17 protein-coding genes are annotated in these 23777 nt (G+C 58.7%); all 17 read right to left on the bottom strand.

From position 1 onward, the window contains the following. Nucleotides 1-7 precede the first annotated feature (7 nt). The 17 genes from fliE to flgH all read right to left on the bottom strand — a co-directional run bounded on the left by fliE (nt 8) and on the right by flgH (nt 23736). Entirely contained in the window at nt 8-337 is a 330-nt protein-coding gene (fliE, locus tag BUB69_RS11950; protein ID WP_024689518.1) for a flagellar hook-basal body complex protein FliE, read from the bottom strand. A 241-nt stretch (nt 338-578) separates the two neighbouring features. Then, the gene (locus tag BUB69_RS11945; RefSeq protein WP_073166583.1) at nt 579-1997 is read right to left on the bottom strand and encodes a sigma-54-dependent transcriptional regulator; all 1419 of its coding nucleotides are present in this window, start codon (nt 1995-1997) and stop codon (nt 579-581) included. Next, nucleotides 1997-3211, bottom strand: a complete 1215-nt coding sequence (locus BUB69_RS11940) for a sensor histidine kinase (protein WP_073166777.1) — start codon at nt 3209-3211, stop codon at nt 1997-1999. The genes BUB69_RS11945 and BUB69_RS11940 overlap by 1 nt, the downstream gene beginning before the upstream one ends. 121 nt (nt 3212-3332) lie before the next feature. Beyond that, a complete protein-coding gene (fleQ, locus tag BUB69_RS11935) occupies nt 3333-4808 on the bottom strand; it encodes a transcriptional regulator FleQ (RefSeq protein ID WP_024695952.1) in 1476 nt (491 codons plus the stop codon). Nucleotides 4809-4990: 182 nt separating this feature from the next. After that, nucleotides 4991-5287 (bottom strand): flagellar protein FliT, encoded by a 297-nt coding sequence (gene fliT / locus BUB69_RS11930; RefSeq protein WP_024689522.1) that lies wholly within the window; start codon nt 5285-5287, stop codon nt 4991-4993. Nucleotides 5288-5316: 29 nt separating this feature from the next. Further along, a complete protein-coding gene (gene fliS / locus BUB69_RS11925; protein WP_024689523.1) occupies nt 5317-5706 on the bottom strand; it encodes a flagellar export chaperone FliS in 390 nt (129 codons plus the stop codon). A 131-nt stretch (nt 5707-5837) separates the two neighbouring features. Further along, nucleotides 5838-7310, bottom strand: coding sequence for a flagellar filament capping protein FliD (fliD, locus tag BUB69_RS11920; protein ID WP_073166580.1), 1473 nt, complete (start codon nt 7308-7310; stop codon nt 5838-5840). An 83-nt stretch (nt 7311-7393) separates the two neighbouring features. After that, a complete protein-coding gene (locus BUB69_RS11915) occupies nt 7394-7786 on the bottom strand; it encodes a flagellar protein FlaG (RefSeq protein WP_175561706.1) in 393 nt (130 codons plus the stop codon). A gap of 72 nt (nt 7787-7858) precedes the next feature. Further along, nucleotides 7859-8707 (bottom strand): flagellin domain-containing protein, encoded by an 849-nt coding sequence (locus tag BUB69_RS11910; RefSeq protein ID WP_073166574.1) that lies wholly within the window; start codon nt 8705-8707, stop codon nt 7859-7861. A 309-nt stretch (nt 8708-9016) separates the two neighbouring features. Next, the gene (locus tag BUB69_RS11905; RefSeq protein ID WP_073166571.1) at nt 9017-9943 is read right to left on the bottom strand and encodes a ketoacyl-ACP synthase III; all 927 of its coding nucleotides are present in this window, start codon (nt 9941-9943) and stop codon (nt 9017-9019) included. Nucleotides 9944-10250: 307 nt separating this feature from the next. Next, nucleotides 10251-13154 (bottom strand): TIGR00180 family glycosyltransferase, encoded by a 2904-nt coding sequence (locus BUB69_RS11900; RefSeq protein WP_073166568.1) that lies wholly within the window; start codon nt 13152-13154, stop codon nt 10251-10253. Nucleotides 13155-13279: 125 nt separating this feature from the next. After that, nucleotides 13280-16861, bottom strand: a complete 3582-nt coding sequence (locus tag BUB69_RS11895) for a glycosyltransferase (RefSeq protein ID WP_073166564.1) — start codon at nt 16859-16861, stop codon at nt 13280-13282. A 91-nt stretch (nt 16862-16952) separates the two neighbouring features. Then, nucleotides 16953-18566 (bottom strand): flagellar hook-associated protein 3, encoded by a 1614-nt coding sequence (locus BUB69_RS11890; RefSeq protein WP_073166561.1) that lies wholly within the window; start codon nt 18564-18566, stop codon nt 16953-16955. 13 nt (nt 18567-18579) lie between these two features. Further along, a complete protein-coding gene (gene flgK, locus BUB69_RS11885; protein ID WP_073166558.1) occupies nt 18580-20640 on the bottom strand; it encodes a flagellar hook-associated protein FlgK in 2061 nt (686 codons plus the stop codon). A 10-nt stretch (nt 20641-20650) separates the two neighbouring features. Then, nucleotides 20651-21886, bottom strand: a complete 1236-nt coding sequence (gene flgJ / locus BUB69_RS11880) for a flagellar assembly peptidoglycan hydrolase FlgJ (protein ID WP_073166555.1) — start codon at nt 21884-21886, stop codon at nt 20651-20653. Nucleotides 21887-21896: 10 nt separating this feature from the next. Continuing rightward, nucleotides 21897-23006, bottom strand: a complete 1110-nt coding sequence (locus BUB69_RS11875; protein ID WP_073166551.1) for a flagellar basal body P-ring protein FlgI — start codon at nt 23004-23006, stop codon at nt 21897-21899. A gap of 13 nt (nt 23007-23019) precedes the next feature. Next, on the bottom strand, nt 23020-23736 hold the full coding sequence (gene flgH / locus BUB69_RS11870; protein ID WP_073166549.1) for a flagellar basal body L-ring protein FlgH: 717 nt from the start codon (nt 23734-23736) through the stop codon (nt 23020-23022). Nucleotides 23737-23777: the final 41 nt, after the last annotated feature.

Here is a 23777-nt window from a genome sequence, read left to right as displayed (position 1 = left end):
ACGTCCCTTAAACCGGCATCTGCATGATGTCTTGATAAGCCTGAACCAGCTTGTTACGAACCTGGGTCAAGGCCTGAAACGACACACTGGCTTTCTGCGAAGAAATCATGACATCGGTCAGATCGACGCCGCTCTTGCCGACTTCAAAGGCGTTGGCCAACTGGCTGGACGCCTGCTGGGTGGACGCAACCTTGTTGACCGCCTGACCGAGCAAATCGGCAAAGCTGCTGGCGCCTGCTTCCTGAGGACCGGACACAGGCTTGGGTGCAGCCATGGCATCCATCTGCATGGCCCGCATATCCAACATCAAGCGATTAAATTCAACACCTTGGCTCATGGACATTTTCTCTCGTAAGGCCCGCAAATTTTTGACACTGATTCAGCGGATACAGAAGACATAGCAACAACGGTGCCAGCTAGATAGCGGCAAAATGCCACACTTCGTTTGAATATCATGTCGCTCGACATGACTCCGGCACCGAAAACTCCCTGCACTGCGGGTTTGCAGCCATACAGCGCAAAGGGGGCATACGAAATTTCAGGGGCAACAGATCATTGCCGCCCGCCTCCACCCTTCATCAGGTGGCAAATAAATAGCCTTCCACATCCATGCCGGCGTCACGCATCTGCGCCAGCTTGTATCGCAACGTGCGCGGACTGATGCCCAGGCGCTCGGCAGCTTCCTTGCGACGACCCCGCTCGGCACGCAAGGTGTCGATGATCATCTGAAACTCACGACGCCTGAGGTCGTCCCCCAGCGCCCCCGCGGATTCCGCCACACTGCCGGTCGCCGCCGTATTGTCCGCCACCAACGTGACAGGCGTGGGTGGCGCACTGGCCTGCACCGTGACCGAAGGCGCAAGGCCGACCGGCCCCGAGAGACAGAAATCCTGCGCCTCAATCACCCCGCCCTGCTGCAGAATCAGTGCGCGCTGGACGGCGTTGTCGAGTTCGCGCACATTGCCAGGCCACGGATAACTGACCAGACATGACTGAGCCTCGGCAGACAGACGCACTGGCGCGTGCTTCATTTTATTGACGTGTCTGGCCAGCAGTCGCTCAGCCAGCGGCAAAATATCGGCAGTCCTTTGACGCAATGCCTGCCAGGCCAACGGAAACACCGAAAGCCGATAAAACAGATCCTCACGAAAGCGCCCCGCCGCCACTTCCCCGGCCAGATCACGGTTGGTGGTGGCCAGCACGCGAATATCCAGAATGATCGGCTTGCGCGCTCCAACCCGCTCAACCTCGCGTTCCTGCAACACACGCAGCAGCTTGGCCTGCAGGCCCATGGGCATTTCGGAGATCTCGTCGAGCAGAATCGTGCCGCCATCGGCCTGTTCGAACTTGCCCGCCTGCGCCGCGATCGCGCCGGTGAACGAGCCCTTTTCATGACCGAACAGGGTCGCCTCAAGCATGTTGTCAGGGATGGCCGCACAGTTGATGGCGATAAAAGGCTTATCGGCACGCGGTGAGTTTTGGTGAATGAATCGCGCCAGAACTTCCTTGCCGGTGCCGGACTCGCCGGAAATCAACACGGTAGAGTCGCTTTTCGCCACGCGGCTGGCCAGGTTCAGCAACTGAATGCTGGCCGGTTCAACGGCGATAGGCCCTTCTCCATCGGCAGGTCCCAAGCGGCCCAGGGCATGACGGGCGACCAGCGCGAGCAAAGCCTTGGGCTCGAAAGGCTTGACCAGATAGTCCGCCGCCCCCTGACGCATGGCATCGACGGCACGCTCGACAGCGCCATGCGCCGTCATCAGCAGCACCGGCAATTGCGGGTGGCGATTGCGCAACAACGCCAACAACTGGTGGCCGTCCATGCCAGGCATGTTCACGTCGCTGATCACCAGGCTGAACGGTTCGGCATCGACCGCAAGCAGCGCCTCTTCGGCAGACCCGACCGCGCGATAACCGTAGCCAGCCAACTCAAGGGTCTCACCCAGCGCTTCGCGCAATGAACGGTCATCCTCGACCAACAGCACTTTGATCGACATCAGGTATCACTCACTGAACTGGACGCGGGAATCAACGGCAGGCTGACAATCGCACAGGTGCCACGCCCTACGCGTGAGCGGTAATGCACGCCGCCCTGATGCGCACGTGTCACCGCCGTCACCACCGCAAGCCCGAGGCCTGTGCCAGTTGTTTTGGTGGTGAAGAATGGCTCACCGATACGCGACAAGGCGGCCTGATCCATACCATCACCGTTATCACTGAAGCACAGCCGCAGGGTATTGCCACGGCTGTACGCATGAATTTTCAAACGCGTGCGACCGGCGCTGGCCTGCACGGCGTTTTCCACCAGATTGAGCAACGCCCCGACCAGCGTGTCGCGGTTGCACAGCAACTCGCCGTCGATGTCCTCGCACTGCCAGCGCACCGAGACACCCTGAACATGGGTCGCGGCAGCACTCTGCAGCGCCTGGAAAAGCTGTCCTGCCGAAAGCCGGTCCGTCAACGGCAGCTCACCCCGGGCAAACACCAACATGTCGCGCACCTGATGCTCAAGCTCATGCAAACGCTCCTTGAGGCGACCGGCGAACCGCTGCTGGGTCTCCACAGGCAGCTCCTGCTCGGCCAGGTGACTGGCGTAAATCATGGCGGCCGACAGCGGCGTCCGAATCTGGTGGGCGAGCGAGGCAACCATCCGCCCCAGCGACGACAGACGCTCATGACGCGCCAACTGCTCCTGGAGGCGACGGGTTTCAGTTAGGTCATTGAGCAGCACCAGTTGGCCCGGCTCGGCATCCAGCGAGCGCGTTGCAATGGACAGCCTGCGACCATCCTTCAAAGAGACTTCATGTCCGTCATCGTCACGCGGCGCGAAGCAACGGCTGATCACATGCCGCCAGAGCATACCGATCAACGGCTGACCCAGCAGGTCGATGGCCGCCGGGTTGGCCTCGCGGACCACGCCCATGCCGTCGATAACGATCACGCCGCCAGGCAACAGGTCGAGCAGGTTCTGCAGCCGATTGGCCAGGCGCTCCTTTTCCGCCAGCTCCTGCAGGCGCTGAGCACCGGCATGAGCCAGCTCGCCCTTGAGCTCGGTGACCCGCGCTTCCAGCAATCCGTAGGAATCGGTCAGTTGCGACGACATCTGGTTGAACAGCGAGAACGCCTGCTCAAGCCCCTGACGACTTTCCAGCTCCGGGGTGAGCAGTACCTGAACAGATAGGTCGGAAGACATGTGAGCAGCGTTGGACATGGTCATCTCTCGCGTGGCGGACCGTCATTAAACGGTGTGTTAAGAGAGACTTAGCAATCCCCGTGCCGAAAAAAAACCTCTGAAAATTCAGAGGTTTATTTTTTGACGGTTTGGCCAGGCGTCAATCATCTGCCTGTTCATCACCCTCACGACGGCTCATACCGTACTTGCGCATCTTTTCCACCAGCGTCGTACGACGGATCCGCAAGCGCTCGGCGGCACGCGCCACGATGCCACCGGCATCGTCCAGCGCCTGCTGAATCAGGCCCTGCTCAAGACCACCCAGGTAGTCCTTCAGGTCCAGACCTTCAGGCGGCAGCAAAGCGCCAGACGCGAAGTTGGGCGTGTGACCGTTGATGGCGACGCGCTCCTCGATGTCGCTGCGCAGGCTGTCGACCATCTGCTCGTCTTCGTCATCGACGTAGCGAAATTTCTTCGGCAGCTCGGCCACACCAATCACCCCGTACGGGTGCATGATCGCCATGCGCTCAACCAGATTGGCCAGCTCACGGACGTTGCCAGGCCAGGCATGGCGACACAGCGACATGATCGCCGCCGAGTTGAAACGAATCGAGCCGCGTTTTTCGTGCTCCATACGCGAGATGAGTTCGTTCATCAGCAAGGGTATATCTTCAACGCGCTCGCGCAGCGGCGCCATTTCAATCGGGAATACATTCAAACGGTAATAAAGGTCTTCACGGAAACTGCCAATCTCGATCATGTTTTCGAGATTCTTGTGCGTCGCCGCGATAATGCGCACATCAATACTCTGGGTTTTGTTGCTACCCACACGCTCGAATGTGCGCTCTTGCAACACGCGCAACAACTTGACCTGCATCGGCAACGGCATGTCGCCGATTTCGTCGAGAAACAGAGTGCCGCCATTGGCCAGCTCGAAGCGACCGGCACGACTGGTGATCGCGCCGGTAAAAGCACCCTTCTCGTGGCCGAACAATTCGCTTTCCAGCAACTCGGCCGGAATCGCACCACAGTTGACCGGCACGAACGGCGCGTCGCGGCGCTTGGAATGGTAATGCAGGTTGCGCGCAACGACTTCCTTGCCGGTGCCCGACTCACCCAGAATCAGGACGCTGGCGTCAGTGTCCGCCACCTGCTGCATCATCTGGCGTACGTGCTGGATGGCACGGCTGGTGCCTACCAGGCTGCGAAACAGGTTGGGCTCGCGATGACGGCCGCGCTCACGCGCCTGGTCGTACATCTCGCGATAGACCTGGGCACGGTGCAGGGAATCCAGAAGTTTGCTGTAGCTGGGCGGCATTTCAAGGGCAGAAAGCACGCGCCGGCGAAGGTCTTCAGGCAGGTCGATGGAAGAATTTTCGCCCATCAGCAAAACAGGAAGGAACTCATCCCATGCAGCCACTGTCTTAAGAAGCCCTTGCAGACTGCCGGGAGCGCTTACGCTGCCCACGAGCACGCACAGTACTTCTCGAGTGGACCCAAGGGAACCAACCACCTGCTGCCAGTCCTGACTTGAGCAGGACAGATTTTCTTCGCCAAGAAAATTGAGGATGACCGCCAGATCCCGGCGGCGCTGGCTATCGTCATCAATTAGCAGAATCTTGATTTCACGCCACATGCAATAGCAACTTCCCTAGTCAACTCAATGCCCATGATTGGGGGGGCAGCTTGGCTTCTCAGCCTGTGTATAAAGGTTGAGACGCCAGAAAATAGTAAACATCACTAGTTAAGTCAAAAAAACGCACACAGTCAAATTTATGGCGAACTTATTGTCGGATATTTAAAACGACAATTTAAACGCTAGCCGAACAGATGGTATACCTTCGTTGCGTTTTTGGCATTCTGCATTTGCGTCATTTCATCGACGATTGCTTGACGCTCGCCGGTTGCAACGTCAATCAACTGCCGATAAACCCCTAATAACTCTTCAAGATTGCTGCGCAAGGCAGATTCATCTGCGGGCGCTTCGCTCACCACGGCCTCGACACACTCTCGACAGGCCAGGTCAAGTTTGCCGATCGTTTCCCAATCGCGCTCGGCCAATGCCCCAACCAAGGCTTCACGGGTTTCTTCGATACGCTTGAGCGCAGCACTCATGGTGTTCATCTCCTCAGGGTGCAGCAGACTTATTGCGCAGCGCCGATTGCGTCCCAGCCTTCCTTGACCGTGATCAGCAGACCTGCAACTTCATCGAGCATTTTCTGGTCATTGCGCGCGTTGGCTTCAGCCAGACGCGTCATCATGTAGTGATAGAGGCTGTCCTGCCTGATCAACGCTTCGGAAGGCTCGTTTTCCAGGTCCAGACCTTCGCGCAAGCCACCGACAATGCCGATGGCCTTGCTGATGAAGATACCCTTGTTGGCGATGTCCTTGCGCGCCATGGCGCCCTTGGCCTGAGCGATGCGGTCCAGACCGCCTTCCATCAACATCTGGACCAGACGATGAGGGCTGGCTTCCGAGGTCTGTGCCTGGGAACCAATCTTCTGATACTGCCGCAACGCTAACATCGGATTCATAAGGGGCCTCGTGACAAATCCAGATTACTCATACCCACGCTATCGACGCCCGACGAAAAAACTTTAGCCCAAAAGCAACAACCCGACACAGGGTCGGGTTGTTGGCAAGCTTAATAAGCGGCAAAAAAGAATTATGAAGCGTTCTTCTGCGCGTTCATGGCTTCGAAGATCGACGTAATGTTATTACCCGTGGCCTTGAGCTGACCCACGATAAGGTCCATGGCGTTGTACTTCTTGGTCAGGGTCGCGGTCAGGCTCTCGATCCGACGATCCAGGGCGTCCTGATCGTTGGCCAATCGCTTTTGCGCCGCGGTCAGGGTGCTTGTCTTAAGGGCAAGAACGCCCTTGCCGTCTTCGCTGTACGGTTTTACTGCCTTGGTGATGCGCTGAAGCAAACCACCCTCGCCGGTGAACAGGGTCTGAATCTCGCTACCCAGCTTCTTGTCGCTCAACGCCGCCGTGAACGTGGCAGTGTTCAACGACAACGTGCCGTCACTCTGCTGCGTCTGGATGCCCAACTGAGCGAGAGAGCCAAGACCTGTGGTCTTACCCGGTCTTGCGATCTCGTCGCGAATCGTCGCCAGCAAGCCGCGAGGCGTTGTATCACCGGTCAGCGAGGCTGGGGTGAACACGTCCTTGCCATCGACGGTGCTGACCGAACCTTTGGTCAGGGTGGTCACAAGCTTGGCCAAGGTGTTGTAAGAGTCCACAAAGCTCTGCAGCGAAGCTTTCAAACCGTCCGTGTTGGTGGCCACGGTAATGTTGGTATTGCTGGTGCTGTTTGCACTGGGCGCGATCAGCTCGAATGTCAGCCCCGAAATGGCGGTGCTGACCTTGTTGGATGGGCTGGTCATGCTCAGGCCGTCAACGCTGAATTCGGCATCCCCTGCCAACGCAGTAATCGCGCCAGCTCCACCAATGGGCTTGCCATTGGCATCGGTACTCGTACTGGTGGCCGACATCAACTTGGAGCCGTCGATGTTGAACATTTCCAGCCCGGAACTGCCCGATACCGAAATGTCAGTGCCCAGGCCAGTGGTGGTCGAGCTGAACACAAGACGCGCGCCGTTGTTGTCATTGATGATGTTGGCGGTAATACCCTTGCCCTGAAGCGTGGTATTGATCTTGTCGCGAGCCTGCTCAAGCGTCGAATTTGCGTCAATCACGACACTCATCCCCGTCGAGCTAGTGCCATTCTGAGTGATAGTCAGGGTACCACTCGGAATAGCACTGGTCTGCGCAGGGGTCAGTACGGCTGTCGCAACTTTCGAAGGCGTCGCCAGCTTGGTGACATTAAGAGAATAAGTACCGCCGACTGCGGTATTGCCTGCCGTCGCCTTCACCACCGCTTCATTGGCCGAAGAGGCCGCAAAGCCGTTGAACGCAAGCGTGGTGGTGCTGTTCAGCGTGTCCATGGTTTTCTGGAACGCAGCCAGCGCCGACGTCAACTGACTGACACCCGACAAGGATGCAGTAGTCGAGGCGGTCTGCTTGTCGATCTGATTCTGCTTGGGTGCCTTCTCGGCCCCCACCAAACCCTTCACGATGTCACCAATCGCCAGACCCGAACCAATACCTACACTCGATGTAATCGGACTTGCCATTTCGCTTCTCCCTTCCTAGTGTGCTGCCGGATTCAGAACCCTTGAAGGGCGCTGAAAACCTGCAACCAATACCTTACCGGCGGTCACGCCCTGGCGCGGAACAACAAACTGTTCGCATCACTCAGGCTATCGGCCAGCTTCAGGATTTCTGCATTCGGAATCTGCCGGATGACTTCACCGGAATCACTGGCAATCACCTTGACGATCACTTTGCCAGAACCCTCATCAATCGAGAATTCAAGATTACGCTTCACCGAATGAAAAAACTTCTGAATATCTTCCGCAGCCGCTTTGACCTTTGCCTCTTCCTGAGGGTCGTCCTTTTTGAGATCAGGACCTTTACTTTCTTCAGTGGCCGTAACACGCTCCACCGAAGGGCTGTCGACAGGCTTATCAACTGGCTTGTCCACGACTGAAGCCTGGCCAGCCGGTTGAACGGCAGGATAGGACAGGTTCAACTTTACACTCATATCCATGACCATCACCTCCGAAAGCAAAAAAGCGAGAGAGCACAATTAAGCACTCCCCCGCCAAAACTCATTCCGATATTACTGAAGCAGTTTCAGTACAGCGGATGGCAGCTGGTTAGCCTGAGCCAGAACAGAGGTGGAAGCCTGTTGCAGAGTCTGTTGCTTGGTCAGCTGTGCAGTTTCAGCAGCGAAGTCGGTATCTTGTACGCGACCCAGTGCAGCACTGGCGTTTTCGTTGATGTTCTGCAGGTTGGAGATGGTGCTCGACAGACGGTTTTGAGCAGCACCGAGGTCAGCACGTGTGGAGTTGATGGTCTGCAGAGCAGAATCGATCGCGGCCATCGCTGCGGAGAATTGAGTCTCTGCATCTGTGCTGTCGGTACCGGTGATGGAGATCGTCGAACCCACACCCAGAGTTTCTGCGTCGAAGCTTGCGCTCAGGGTCAGAGTGATCTGGTTCGAAGCACCGGTGTTGGAACCCACCTGGAACGTCATAGTGCTGGCAGTGCCGTCGATCAGGTTCTTGCCGTTCAGGTTGGTGCTGTTGGCGATACGAGTCAGTTCGGAACTCATCGCGGTGAATTCTTTGTTCAGCGCTTCACGGTCAGTGGCGCTGTTGCTGTCGTTTCGGGACTGAACAGCCAGTTCACGCATACGCTGCAGAATGTTGGTCGATTCCTGCAGAGCGCCTTCAGCGGTCTGAGCCAGGGACATACCGTCGTTGGCGTTCTTGATGGCCATAGTCTGGCCTTTGATCTGCGAGTTGATCTTGGTAGCGATCTGCAGACCGGCGGCGTCGTCTTTGGCGCTGTTGATTTTCAGGCCGGAAGACAGGCGAGTCATGGAAGTCGACAGTGCATCAGAGGCGCGGCCCAGGTTCTTCTGAACGTTCAACGATGCAACGTTGGTGTTTACTGTTAAAGCCATGATGAATTCCTCGTGGGTTGTGTACTACGTGGCTTCCGGCCCCTGCAAGCGCCGGGTGTGCCTAGAGAACCTTCGTAATAGTTATCGTCGCGATGGCAGGTTGCTTGAGTGTTTTTTTTGAAATTTTTGCTAGCAGTCTGCCAGCCCTTGTAAAACAAGGGTTTGAAGCACAACCCGGAATAAAACCAGAGCACCTGAATGGCCGCCATGCGCTTGATACACACAACTTGGCCCAGGTATTTAAACAATAGCCCATAAAAAAAGACGCCTGCGCGGTCATTCGCAGGCGTCTTTTTATAGCGGCAACAATCAGGCTTTATAGATAATCGCCGAACCCCACGACAGACCGACACCAAATCCGCTCAGCGCAACGCGCTTCCAGGAGGAGTCGAGCACATGTTTCTCGATCAGCAGAGGAATACTCGACGACACGGTGTTACCGGTCTCGACCATGTCCTTCAAAAATTTCTCGGGTTTGTCTTCAAAACGACGCGCAACGGCGTCCACAATCGCTGCACTGCCTTGATGAATACAGAAGGCGTCGATGTCATCCGGCTGCAGGCCTGACTCATCCAGTAACTCGTGCAGGTGCGCAGGCACCTTGAGCAGGGCAAAGTTGAATACCTGGCGGCCGTTCATGAAGAACACCCCATTGCTGACTTTCAGGTGCGGCGCACCTGAGCCGTCAGTACCGAACCTGGCCTTGCCCAGCTGCCACGGCGCGTCTTCGCCCATCCAGGTCGCGGTGGCCGCGTCGCCAAACAGCATGGTGGTGTTGCGATCTTCGGTATCGACGATCTTCGAATAAGGATCAGCGGTCAGCAGCAGGCCATTTTTCAGGCCCGTCGCCTCCATGAAGCCCTTGATGGCATAAATGCCATAGACGTAACCCGAGCAGCCGAGCGAAATGTCGAACGCGGCCACGTTGGTCGACAACCCCAGCTTGTCCTGCACGATGGCCGCCGTGTGCGGCAGGCCTTCCTCGTCGCCATTCTGGGTGACGACGATCAGCACATCGATACTTTCGCGCGTCAGCTGCGGATTATTGGCAAACAACGCATTGGCCGCTTTGACACACAGATCCGAGGTTTCCTGACCGTCGTCTTTGCGCGGCAGGAACGTGGAGCCGATTTTCCCGAGAATGAATTCTTCATCCTTGCCGAATTTGGCACCTTGAGCATAGTTATCCACGCCGGCAGTGGGCACGTAACTCGCTATGTTTTTTATGCCAATCATCATGGCTTCCCGATCAGTAAACAGGTAAATGTTCGTCCCAAAAAAATCAGGGCGCTATCGAATAGAGGCGATTTTGCGGACATTTTCAGGGGTCGGGGCGCGTTTAGGCAAGTCAGGCGCTCGTCATTCCCTGTAAAACAATACAGTGGAGATGCACTTTATGACCTGCAGGTCACTCAGGTTCGCACGCTTTGCGATCTTTGGTCACCGAAAAGAGTGACCCGTGCCTGGCTGGCGACCCAAGGCAGGTCCGCGTTGCAGGGGTAATCCGGCTGGCCGCCAGCCGGACCCAGGGGAAATGTGCGCTCTAGAGCGACGCGAGGGTAAAGCCAGGGCCGCTGAGCGACAGGTTGGCGCTGTAGGCTTCATCCTGAGCGAATTGAGCTGACCACCTATCGAGCAGCGCGGCCAGCGCCCGATCAGTCGTAATCACGTGTCCCGAATGAACCACCCGAACGTGCGGCGTCCAGACCGTCAGATAACCCGCCTGGCCAGCCTTGAGACACAGGTCGACATCGCCTAGCACCTCTGCGAATTCGCCTTCATCAAGGCCACCCACGGCATTGAAGAGCTCCTTAGCGATCATCAGGCATGCCGAGGACACCGCCGAATAATTCTGCTCGACCACCAGGCGCTGCATGTAGCCTCGGGATTTCTTCGACTCGCCCACGAACGCAGAACCAACGCCGCCGTTGAACCCCAGAATCAGACCCGCCTGCGTCACCACGCCATCCTTGTCCACCAATCTGACACCGACCACGCCCACTTCCGGACGCTGAGCCTGATTGAGCAGCGACTCGATCCAGCCCACATTGACAATCTGGCTCTCGGCATCCAGCAGTATCAGGTACTCGCCCTTGGCCTCCTGGCTGACAAGGTTACGCAGTGCCGCCGTGCTCATGCGCTGAGGCGCCTTGAATACGCGAACGCGACCGGACTGCTGCTCCTGCTGATCGAGCCAGGTGATCAGCTCGGGAGTTTCACTGCAGTTATCCGCTATCAGCACTTCAAAGCGCTGATAGCGTGTGCGTTGCAGAATGCTTTGCAGGCAGCGCTGCAACTGCGCGAGATTGTCCTGGCTGTGCAGCAGGATTGACACCATCGGGCGATGCGCATGACGGTAGTCGATCCTGTAGGTGCCCTTGAACGCAGAGGTGACCTCGGCCTGATAGCCACGCTGCCCCAGATGGCGGGTCAGCGCCTTCTGCTCATCCTTGTTCTCTTCAAGCTCGGGCGCGTCGCAGATCAGTAACGGTTCGCTCAGGTGTGCCAGACCGCTCATCCCACCATGCTCGACCAGACGCAGAAGCAGGTCGAACTCAAGCGCCTTCGGATAATCGCGGCTATAACCCCCCGCCTCGACCAGCAGGTCGCGACGAACCAACCAGTGACGGGCCATCAGGGTGGGCACGCTTTGCAGCAGGTCGAGGTTGAAGCCAGGACGGAACAGCGGTGCAAGGGTGCCATTGGGCTGACGCTGAATCTCGTCCACCGCCACAGCGCGGCACTGTGCAGCGTCGACCAGTTCGGCACTGGCGAGCAGCAGGCCACTGCGGGTGAACTCGTCACCGGCCTGCGCCAGCATCAACCAGTCACTGGGTGACTGCTTCACGATCTGATTGATCTTGTCGACGTAGTTGCTCTCGGTGACTTTTACGAAGTGCAGCGTATTCTGCAGCGTGGTTGTAGCGGGCAACTCGCCTGTGGTGAAGACAACCACCTTGAAGGCCCGATAATAACCATTCATGAGGCTGTCGAACGTGGCCTGCAACTTGAACACATCGGCGTCCAGATCCAGCAACAGAATGCCGATCCGAGAGCCCGCGGGCTGTTTCGACAGCCGGGCAACAAGCTTTTCCAGCTGCACAGGCTGCGGATCGCGCGCCTCCAGCCAGGTGAGCAACTGCCCGGATGGCATGCCGTCGAGCAACCTGCCGTTATCGGCACTGGAAACCGCCTGCACACGCTGCCCCCAGGCGTTGATGTCTTCAAGCTCTTCGTGACCGTCTTCGACATGGGTCAGCGCTCGCGCCAGCTTCTGGACGACGTTAAGACTGAAAGCGTAAGTGGCATAGGCTTGCCACAGACGGCTCAGCTCCGTTTCGGCATCAGGGTTGCTCTGTGGGCGCAACAGTTCTGACTGCTTGAGCAGTGCCGCTTCCAGCCCCTCCAATTGCACGCGCCCTGCGGGCAGAACGTGAATCAGAAACTCGATCCTGGCCAGCTCATCGAAGAACGGCTGAGTGTAGAACGGCATTTCGACAAACTGCCGAGGCTCGAAGTGCGCCTCAGACTTTTCCAGCCCGACCTTCCAGACGGCACTGAACAGCTTCTCGTCAGCCTGATAGCGTTGAGTCTCCAGGCATTGCGCCATGGCGCGTAGCCCGGCCAGAATCTGCTCCACGCCCTCTTCGCCTTCAAACCCGAACGCCTTGCCCAACACAGACACCAGCGACTGAGCAAACGCTTCGCGCCCGGCACGGGCCTTCGGGTCGATATGTTTGACCGCACCCGCTATGGCCGCGCCGTGACGCGCCTGCAGGTCTTTGCCCAGCGTGTGGTGCAGTGCATAAGGGATTGGCAGGATGCGCAGTTTTGCTGCAGCAACCAGGTAGTTCATGTGCCCCAGCTCCTGCCAGTGCAGGTCGGTCTGCCCGGGGACTGAAGCGAACCCGCGACGCGCCAGATCGGTTCGCGTGACGGCACTCAGCAGCGACATGCCCTGCCCCATGAAGCTCAGCAGCCGGTCAGCGGCCTGCTCTTGCGCGTAATCCTCATCAATCTTGCGATCCCGGCGAAAGAAATCGACATGGCCGACATGGGCCTCATAGCTCAGGCTATAGCCTTGGCAGGCGCCGTAAGCATCATGGGTCTGGAGAAAAACCAACGCTTCATGCAGGGCGTCCGGCAGCAGAAAGCTGTCGACACTGGCATACGCCACGAACGGCGTGGTCACGCGCTCAAGGCCATGGGCAATGAGCGCGCTCAGGTCTTTGCCTGACAGTGCTACATCGTGCACGTAGTCAAGATGGGGAGCACTTGAGACACCCGGACAAGGCTGAGCGGATACGTCCACGACCACCAGGCTGCAGGGGAAGCCACTGTAGTAGCTCAACGCCCGGCGCAGGAAATCCGGCTGATCCTGATTCAGCAACAGCAGTGTCAGACGCTGATTCAAGGGTGTGGCTTCATTCCCGACGTGGCTTTGCATACTTTTTCCCATAGCGAACCGATAACACCCTCAACCCGGTCAGACCCGGCGTTGAAGCAAGAACAGAACATAGCAGCTCAAGCGAGCCCGACCCGGGTTCAGCTCAAGCATATCCTTTTACAACGTCAGTCCGGCAGCCAGCCGTTGGCCCAATATTGCAGATTGTCCCCGCGCAACATGAAATCGCGCAACACGGTTTCACGCAGCTCGTCACCCATGCGATAGCTGGCATTAGGGTCAGACAAATGCATGCGGATCGCCTGCAGCCACTCTTCCGGGCGATTGGTCAATACGCGAGTGGCAGGCAGGTGGCCGCGGTAGGCTTCAGTGTCCGAACAGATCACAGGGTAGCCGCACGCGCCGTATTCAAGCAGCCGCAGGTTGCTCTTGCAGTCATTGAAAATATGAAATTCCAGCGGTGCCAGCGCCAGATCAAGGTCCAGGCTGGCCAGCTTGGCGGGATAACTATTCAAGCTCACGGCAGAGTGGAACTCGTGAATGTATGGCCTGAGCAAATCGGGGCACATGCCGAAAAATATCCATTCGACTTCGTCGGCCAGTTCGCGCACGACATCGGCAATCAACTCGAGATCCCCACGGTGACTGGTGCCGCCACCCCAGCCGACACGCGGTTTACTGGAGGTGCGACGCTTGCTCTTCAGGTTGCTCCACAGATGCGGGGCCAGCATGTTGGGCACCACCCGAATATCGCTGTGCATGTCGGCAAGCACCTGGGCCAGAGGGTGGGTCGACACCACCACACGATCACACAGACCAATACCTTTACGCAGCATTTGCGCAATGTTGTCCGGCATGTTGCGGCGATGCTCATTGAGCAGCGGAATGTCGGCGATGTAGTCGTCCAGCTCAAAGATCCGCATCGCGCTGGAGAAATTTTTCACCTGAATGATGTCGAGCACTTTGGCTTCGCTGTAACGCCCCTGGAAAACCACGACGTCCGGAGATTGACGCTCGACCTCTACCACCGTAGGTGTGTGATACGCCAACTGTCCCACTACACGTCCGGCGGCCATCAGCTCGATAAGCGGTTGACTGAGACGATAGTGCCCCACCGCCGAGGAGTTGACGACCATCCCCAGGATGGAGGGAAGATGCCGGGAGCAAAACGGGTTCCAGCCTTCCAGCAACCCAGGCTCAAGGCTGAACGAGAGCGCCTCGTGCAGACTCTGGTTAGGGTTGTAGGCCGGATCCAGCGCGACTTTTGGCAACCATTTGCGATAGAACGCGTTCTGCTCATCCTTCAGCAGGTCGCGCGACACGTTCGAACGCTCGACAGCCGCAGGCTCGGCCAGTACCACGCTTGCGTCTGGCGTGCCGACAATCAGATAGCCCTCGCGCCCGACTCGCATGCACAGATCCAGGTCGTGCAGGCCCTGGGTGAAGGTCGTTGCCTCCAGTGCGCCAACGCTGTCAAACACCTCCTTGCGAATCATCAAGCAGTTGCCGATGACTGCTGACCAGTTCTGCGTCAGTTGCAGACGCTGCATGTAGCTGCTGGCACCTGCCGGGTAATTGAAGAACGGCCTGCCGGCCAGCCCCTCCATCCCCATGACCATGCCGGCATACAACACGTTGCCCTGGGGGTTGATGATGCGCGGGCCGACCACACCGACTTCCGGGCGCTGGGCATGACCGAGCAGCGCCTCCAGCCAGTCAGCCTGGAGGATGACAGTATGCGGGCTGAGCATGACCAGGTAATCACCACGCGCCTGACCGGCGGCAACGTTCAGTGCTGTCGCGTCACTCCCCAATTCAGGCAGTGTGATGATGCGCAACTTGTCGGTGCCCAGCTGGTTCATGGCCGCAAACCAGTCCCGCGCCTCGGCAGTCTCGCTGGCGTTGTCGACGATCAGCACTTCGTAGTTCAGGTAGGTCGTTTTGCTGAGCAGGCTGTCGACGCAACGCTCCAGCGCAGCCAATTGGTCGTGCGTGGTAATGATGACGGACACGGCCGGGCGATCCGGGTGCAGGTATTCAATACGATTGAGCAGCGGCATCTCGTCATGATGAATGACGTGATCTCTGCCGATGCGCGTGAGGTGAGCCGAAACAAGCGGCTCATTGCGCTCGATCACTTCCGGCAAGGACAGCCACTGGGCTAAGGAAAGGCGTGATTCGACCTGAATCTCGGCGATGTGCTCGATCGTCTGCAGGCCTGCGCCTTCTACCAGACGCCAGATCACGTCATGGGGCGCCAGCTCGCCATGCATGGAGTCGAACCCGCCCATGGCCAACAGGTTGCTGCGTTCGAAGGCCAGGGCTCTTCCGACATAGGGGTAGGCGCGCATCAGATCAAGATTGAAATCTGGCTTGAAGACCGGCTCCTGCGGCTCATCGTCAACGCGGGCACCCTCATCACTGTACACACAGAGCACGCCGGGCAGGTGGGCGATACGTTCCGCCAATACCAGCAAGGCAGGAGACGTCAAGGTGTCACCGGCACGCAGCAGGTACACCCAGTCCGCCTGCTCCAGCAGAGGCAACACGTCGTTCAGTTGCCGCGCCCAATCCGCTTGCAGGGCGAAACGCAGCACCTGCGGATCGCTGAGGCTGGTCGCTGTGGTCAGTACGACGACGGCTTCGGCGGCGTAGTCCTGCTCGGCAATGCTGCGCAGCGTGGCATCCAGGCGCTCGGCATCGCCCTCGGCGTCGATGATCACCGGGACAATACGCGGCTGCCAAGGCCAGCTTGCCAGGCGTCGTTCCAGAAGCTTTTTCTGCGGCTTGGAGAACTGCCTGCAGGACAACCACTCGGCATAAAGCTCGGCATAGCTTTGGCTTTCAGACCCGACCCGACTGCGCAACACGCCTTGGCGATTGGCCGTGATGCCGTAAATCCCCACCTCGTCCCACTCTTCGCGGGGCTCTTCTGACGCCTTGCGCAGTGGCAGGAAACGCACCCAGCCCTTTGCAGGGGCTTGCTCACCACTGCGCACCTTGAGCATTTCTTCGAGCCAGCCCCACTCGATAGTTGCCTTCTGATACATATCAGGCTGACTGCTGAGGCGGCCGGGGTGCAAACGCTCGACGTTTTCGACACTGTGCAGCGCAACCAGATTGCCGCGCCGCAGCAGACAGACGAACAGTGTGAAATCCAGCAGGGCGACAAAACCCTGACCGGTTTGGGCAATGGATGGCAGATATTCAAGCACCTCGGCACGACGCATCAGCGCACTACTGAACCCCCCCAGATTATTGCGTGGCGCGCTCTCGAAAATGGCGAGCATGTCGTCGCCTTTATACAACGCGTCGTAGGGCGCCAGCCCGATGTTCTCCAGACGCACAGGCAGCACATAGTCGTTGATGTCCACCAGATGACGTTTGCTTACCACTAACTGCACGTCAGCAAGGTCCTGCAGCACGCGCGCCTGGTTCTTGACACAATGAGTGTAAAGGCGATCGTCGTCGCACAGAAACTTGATGTATTCGCCCTGGGCTTCTTCCAGGCAGTTGAGAATGTTGCTCTGAAACCCCAGCCGCTGAGGGTTGCGCACATAGCGCGCCCTGACATCGGAGGCTGGCACCAGATCATCAAAAATTACCTTGATGTCATCGTTACGGCAGTCGTCGCAGACGATGATCTCCAGGTTTTCATAAACCTGATCCAGCGCGCTCTGCAAAGCGGCACGGAAAAAGCGGGGGTTGTAGGCAGGGATGACGAGGCTGACGAGGGGAGCTGGATTCACTATTGCAAACTCGTGAGCGGCGGAGCGACAGCCAGACGGCTGCCGCTCCTCACCGCTGAAAAAAGACGGCGGATGCTCAACGCCCGTTCGATTACAGCTGGCTGAACAGATTCAGCCTGGACAGCTGGATGAAGACCTGCTGCGAGGCGTCCAGCATGGTTTTCTGCAGTGTCAGCCGGGTCGTGGCTTCGACCAGGTCAGCGTTCACGTACGTGCCCTGCTCTGTGGTGTTGTTGCCCTTGAGCAGGTCGTTGGTCACGCCTTGCGCGGTGGCCGCGAGCTGACGTGCGCCGCCATTGGAGCGCGCCGTGGACGCCTGGTCGATGCTGCTGGTCAGGTTGCCCAGCGCCGAGGTCAGCGAGGCGTTCAGCTTTTGCGACGCGACGAGGTTGCCATCGGTGGGTGTCGAGAGCGCCTTGATGGCGGCCGACAAGGTGTTCAGGATGTTTTCAGTCTGGCGCGTACCGGACTGGACCACGAACTGATCACCCGCAGCCGGTGTACCGCTGACGGTGAAATTGACACCCGAGGCATTGGCCGTGGTGCCGCTCATGGTACCGGTGGACACGGGTGTGCTGCTGCTGGTCAAAGGTGTTGCGTACAGCTCGTAATCAGTCGAGCTGGTGAACTTCAGAATGGCGCCGCCACTGGGGAACGTGGTGTTGAACGCGGTCAGGTCAGCGGCCGTCGTGCCTACGGCGGAACTGCTGATCGCCGCAGCCGACGTATTACCCGGACTGCGGGCAGTCGTGATCGCGTCCGGCGTGGAGGCCAGACGATATTCGCGGTTCGCCAGAACGGTATCGGCCGATGAAGGCGCGGTGGTATCGGCGGCAGTCAGGTTGATGTTCATGGTCAGTTCGACGCCACGGAACGTGAACGTCTGATCAGCGAACGAACTGGAGCTGAACTTGCCGGCTGACGACGCTTCGGTGGTCACGTCGGTACCGCTCGCGTCGGTGATTTTGAACTGCGTACCGCTCAGGAACGACAAGGTGTACGGCTCACCCGCCTGATAATTGGCGTTGTAAGCGGCAGTGGACTTCACCAGCCCACCGGTCAGCCCAACTTTGCCGTCATCCACGACCGGCGCGGTCGGCGTTGCAGCCGGAGGCAGCAGGGTCGAGGACGTGCGCGTGGTATTGACCGCCTGCTCGAACGCTTCGAAACCGGTGATGTTGCTGGCCAGAACCAGGCCATCGCCAACAGCCAGGTTGATGCTGGTCTGGTCACCGTTGTAGCTGTAGGAACCATCGGCATTCGCCGTGTAGGGCGGTGCCGACGATTTTGAGCCGCCGAAAATGTACTGCCCATTGGAGTCCTGACTGTTCATCAAGCCCAGAATCTGGCTCTGGTACTGCTTGAGTTCGCCCGCCTTGGCGAGACGATCGGCATCGGTATAAGCACCGTTGCCCGACGACACAATCACTTCACGCGCCGCCTGCATGGTATCGACGATGCTGGTCAGTGCAGTCTCGGAGTTGACGACGCTGGTGTTGATGATGCCGATGTTCGACTCGTACTGGGTCAACATCGAATTCTGCTGAGCCAGTTGCAATACGCGCGCAGCCCCCACCGGGTCGTCACTGGCGGTGTTGAGCTTGATGCCGCTGGACACTTCTTCGCTGGTCTTTGAGACGTTCGCGTAGCTGCGCTGATAGTTGGCAGCCGTGGACTCGTAGAACTGAGTAGTTGAGATACGCATGGTTCACGACTCCTTAAAGACTGTTGATCAGCGTGCTGAAAATGGTTTGCGCCGCCTTGATGATCTGCGAAGAGGCGGTGTAATACTGCTGGTACTTGATCAGGTTGGCCGCTTCTTCATCCAGCGACACGCCCGATACGGCATCGCGTGCCGCCTTGTTGGTTTCGACGACTGCCGTAGTGGCGGTCACATCGCTTTTTGCCTGGGCGGAGCGTGCGCCCATGGTGGACACCAGATCCGCGTAGGCGCCAGACAGGCTGGTGCCAACGCTGCCGTTGGTGACATCGACGCTCTTGGCGGTCTGCAGGCCAACCACTGCCAGCGCGTTGCGGTTATCGGCAGAGCCGGCACCGGTCAGGCTGATGTTGAAGGTGTCATTAACGACGGGCGTGCCCGACAGCGTCATCTGAACTTCATAAGCGGTCTTGGTGCTCGGCGTGGTCCGGGTGTCGTCATAGCCGATGCTCAGTTTGACCGTGTTGCTCTGCCCCTGAATGATCGTGCCGCCTATCGCGTTGCCGTTCTGGTCCAGCACGGCAGCGCCGGTTGCACTGACCAGCGTGTAGCTCTGAACGCCGCCACTGCCGACCGCGCCCATCACCAGCTTCATGGGTGTGGAATCTTTGATGGCGTTGCGCAGGTCGGCGGTCTGGGTGCTGTCGTAGACGTTGGATTTGGTGTTAAGCACCGGCTGAGTAAAACCGCCCGTGCCCGAGTTGCTGGCACCGGCTGCTGCGGTCAACGGTGCAGCGGCCGCAATGTCCTTGGAGTCGGTCAATGCCACGGCGATACCGCTGGCACCGTTGCGGGTCGGGGACACCTTGAACACGTCATTGGCAGAAATAGCGCTGCCATTGAGGCTCACGCTGAAGCCTTCGAACTGGTCTGGCGGAGTCTTACCCAACACACCGGTGCCCACGCTTTCGCCATTGGGCAAACGACGCACGGTGAAATTGGTCGCGTCGCTGAACGTGACTTCGTAGTCGTCAGCGGTCAGCTTGCTGGTGTCGGAAATCGTGACATCCAGATTGCCGGAGCCCGACTGGTTGGTCGACTTGCCGATGCTGCGCTGGGAAATGTTTTCAGCGCTGTTGATGCTGGTATACAGGCCGGAACCAAAATTGCCTTTGCTGTCGATACCCTGGCTCATCTGGCTGTTGACCTGATCGGCCAGCACCATGGCCACACGGCCCAGTTCGTTGGCCGACGGGATCAGCACCTCGGAACGGTAGTTCAGCAAGCCGCCCATCGCGCCATGCTCAAGCACTGACGTGACGTCGGTCTGGGTCTGGCCGTAGGTGATCTGCACGTTGTACTGCAGCGGGTCGGTGCTGCTCGGCGTGGCGGACATCTTGTAGGACGTCGCGTTGCTGACCAGAGACTGCCCGGAACCGGTGTAGATGTCGTAGTTGCCGTTGTTCTCGACCACTTTGACGCCCACCAGCTCGTTGAGCTTGCGAACCGTCTCGTTGCGCGTGTCCAGCAGCGAGTTGGGGCTGGTGTTGCCCGCCGATGCCTGGGTGATCTGCTTGTTCAGGCTGGCAATGGTGGTCGTCAGGTCGTTGACCTGAGTGGCGTAGGTATTGAGTTGCGCGTTGACGTTGTCATTCTGCGAGGACAACTGCGACGCCACGGAATTGAACCGTGCACTCAACGCCGACGCCTGGGTCAGGAACGCAGAACGCTCGGCCGACTGGGTGGAGTTGGTGGCAATGGCCTGCATCTTGGTGAAGAAGTCAGCCATCTGCGCGGCAACACCGGTGGTGTTGTCGGACAGCAGCTTGTCGGTCTTCGACGCCTGCCCCGAATAAGCGTTGGCCTCGGCACTGAGCGCGGTACTGGTTTGCAATTGGGCATCAAGGTAGCTGTTGTAGATGCGACGCACGTCGGACAGCGTGGTGCCGGTGCCGATGTAGCCGACCCCCAGACCGATGTTGATCTGTGCCGACGCCGTGGTCATTACCTGCTGACGCGAGTAACCCGCGGTGTCCACGTTAGCCGTGTTGTTACCGATGGTGTTGATCGCGGCACTGCTGGCATTGATACCTGAGAGCCCAATTGAAATCAGCGACATGATTAAAACCTTATAAAGTCGTGGAAGAGCCCGTTGCTGCGGCGTACGTCTGGTAACTCTTCATCTGCTTCGCAATCTGCGAAATCTTGCTGGCATAGTCCGGGTCTGTTGCGTATCCGGCCTTCTGCAACTCTTTTACAAACTGTTCCGGTTTATCGGCCGAATTGACCACTTCTTTATAACGATTGTTGTTCTGTAACAGGCTGACAAGGTCGTGGAAGCTGTCGGCGTAGGAATTGTAGGAACGGAAGTCTGCCGTTTCCTTGACCATCTTGCCGTCGCGGAACTCGCTGGTGATCGCCCGCGCCTCAGGGCCTTTCCAGCTTCCGGCGGCCTTGATCCCGAACAGGTTGTGACTGCTGCTGCCATCCTGCTGACGCATGATGGATTTGCCCCAGCCAGTCTCCAGCGCAGCCTGAGCGACGAGCATCACCGGATCGACGCCAATGCGCGCAGCGGCTTCCTTGGCGAGCGGCAACATGGTTTCGACGAACTGGTCAGCGTTGCTGAACGCGCGCTTGGCCGGAGCCAGCGGCGGCTGGGCCATGGTGCGTACATATTCCGGCGCAGGTGCCAGGTTGGGGTCCATTGTCCAGTCGCCATTCTTGCCGCTGGTGCTGGCAACCGCACGCGACGGCATCGGGCTATTGGCAACGTTGGCCGTGGCCGACGGCACGATACCCGCCAGCAGCCTGTCGGTCAGTTTGGTCGGCAACGACAGACGACGCGAATTAAGCAACGCCATGTCATTACGACCTTCACCTGAAGCCGACGCAGCGGCTGCCGCCTGATCCGCTGCCGCCGAACGCGTGGCCCAAAGCGGACGCTGATAGACGCTGGTCGCAAGCCCGGTTTTGGCGGGCGTAGCGGCATCGGCAGGTGCAGCAGCCTGATCGGCAGGCGCGTGCTGAATGCCCTTGTCCTTCGACAACTGGCGCATCAACACATCCTGCAGGCCGATGCCGTTGCCACGGGTCGACAGGGTCACGGCCAACTGCTGGTCGTACATGTCCTGATACTGCCGCGTCGCGGCAGTATTCATCGGGTTGTCCTTGGCCAACACCTCGTTGGCCGAGCGCATGGCCTTGAGCATCTGGCTGACAAACAGCGACTCGAATTCCTGGGCGACCTTTTTCTGGTTGGCCACACTGTCCTTGTCGCCGTGTTTCAGCGCTGCCAGACGATTGACGTCGGTGTAGGCACCCGAGTCAACCGGCTTGGAAATTCCGCTCTTGAGCATGTCCATGTGCCAGTCCTCAGATCACGATCAGGTCGGCTTGCAACGCGCCGGCCTGCTTGAGTGCTTCAAGGATGGCCATCAGGTCGCCCGGCGCAGCGCCGACCTGGTTGACCGCGCGAACGATCTCGTCAAGCGTGGTGCCAGGACCGAACTTGAACATCGGGTGCAGTTCCTGCTGAGCGTTGATCTTGGAACGCGGAACGACAGCGGTCTGGCCACCGGACAACGCGCCCGGCTGGCTGACAATCGGATCTTCAGTGATGGTCACCGTCAGGCTGCCGTGAGTCACGGCCGCGGGCGACACTTTCACGTTCTGGCCGATCACGATGGTGCCCGTGCGCGAGTTGATGATGACCTTGGCGGCGGTCTGGCCTGGATCGACTTCCAGGTTTTCCAGAATCGACAGGTAGTCAACGCGCTGGCCCGGATCCAGCGGCGCGGTGACACGCACCGAACCGCCGTCCAGTGCCTGAGCGACGCCTGGGCCGAGCAGGTCATTGATCTTGTCAACGATGCGCTTGGCAGTGGTGAAGTCGGAACGGTTGAGGTTCAGGGTCAGTGTGTTGCCCTGATTGAAGCCGCTCGGCACCGAACGCTCGACCGACGCACCGCCAGGAATACGACCCGAGGACGGCACGTTTACCGTGATCTTGGAACCGTCGCGGCCTTCGGCGTCGAAACCGCCGACCACCAGGTTGCCCTGAGCGATAGCGTATACGTTGCCGTCGACACCTTTCATCGGCGTCATCAACAAGGCACCGCCACGCAGGCTCTTGGAGTTACCGATCGATGACACGGTGATGTCCACGGTCTGGCCTGGCTTGGCGAACGCAGGCAGGTCAGCGTACACCGCAACCGCTGCAACGTTTTTCAGCTGCACGGTGCCGGAACCTGCTGGCACCTTGATGCCGAACTGCGACAGCATGTTGTTGAAGGTCTGTAGCGTGAACGGCGTCTGGGTGGTCTGGTCGCCCGTACCGTTCAGACCCACCACCAGACCGTAACCGATCAGTTGGTTGGCACGCACGCCGGAGATGCTGGCGATGTCTTTCAAGCGCTCGGCGTGAGCGCCGAAGGCGGTGGACAACAACAGAGTTGCTGCAATTAATTGCTTGAGCTTGATCATGTCTATCCCGCTATCAGAAAGGGAACAACGGGCTGAGGAAGAACCTGTCGAACCAGCCAGGCTGGCTGCTATCGGCAAAGGCTCCGGTCCCCGAATAGGTGATACGGGCATCAGCAATACGTGTCGAGGAAACCGTGTTGTCGGTCGCGATATCGTCAGCGCGCACCAGACCTGCAATACGCACCAGCTCATCACCGGTGTTGAGCGTCATCCACTTCTCGCCGCGAACCGCCAGAATGCCGTTGGGCAACACATCGGCGACTGTCACTGTGACAGAGCCGGTCAGGCTGTTGCTTTGCGCAGCCTTGCCATCGCCCTTGGTGGTGCGCGCACCGGTGTAACCGGCGTTCAGGCTCAGGTCATTACCGCCAATCGGGTTGTTGGTGGTCAGGCCAGAACCGAACAACGAGGTCAGACCAATGCTGTTGGTGCTGTTCTTGTTCATGTCGGAACTGGCAGCCTTGCTCGCCGCCATACGCTCGGACAGCGTGATGGTGATGATGTCGCCGACGCGGAACGCCTTGCGGTCGCCATAGAGGTTCTGCTCGAAGCCGGCCTGATAAATCGCACCGTTGTTGGCGGCAGCCGACATCGGTGTGCGCGGCAACACCGGCGCGTAATAAGGGTCATTGGGCTTGGCGGACGGAGCCACGCAGCCCGACAGCAAAGCGATCCCGCACAATGAAGCGATCAACACTGAAAAACGCGGAACAACACTTAGGTGTTTCATGACACTTGAAACCTCGCGGTGTAACAGACGCTTATCAGGCG

The organism is Pseudomonas asturiensis (genome assembly GCF_900143095.1).
In the GTDB taxonomy this organism is placed as follows: domain Bacteria; phylum Pseudomonadota; class Gammaproteobacteria; order Pseudomonadales; family Pseudomonadaceae; genus Aquipseudomonas; species Aquipseudomonas asturiensis.
The sequence above is the reverse complement of the archived record's forward strand: the minus strand, read 5'-3'. Positions and strand labels throughout refer to the sequence as shown.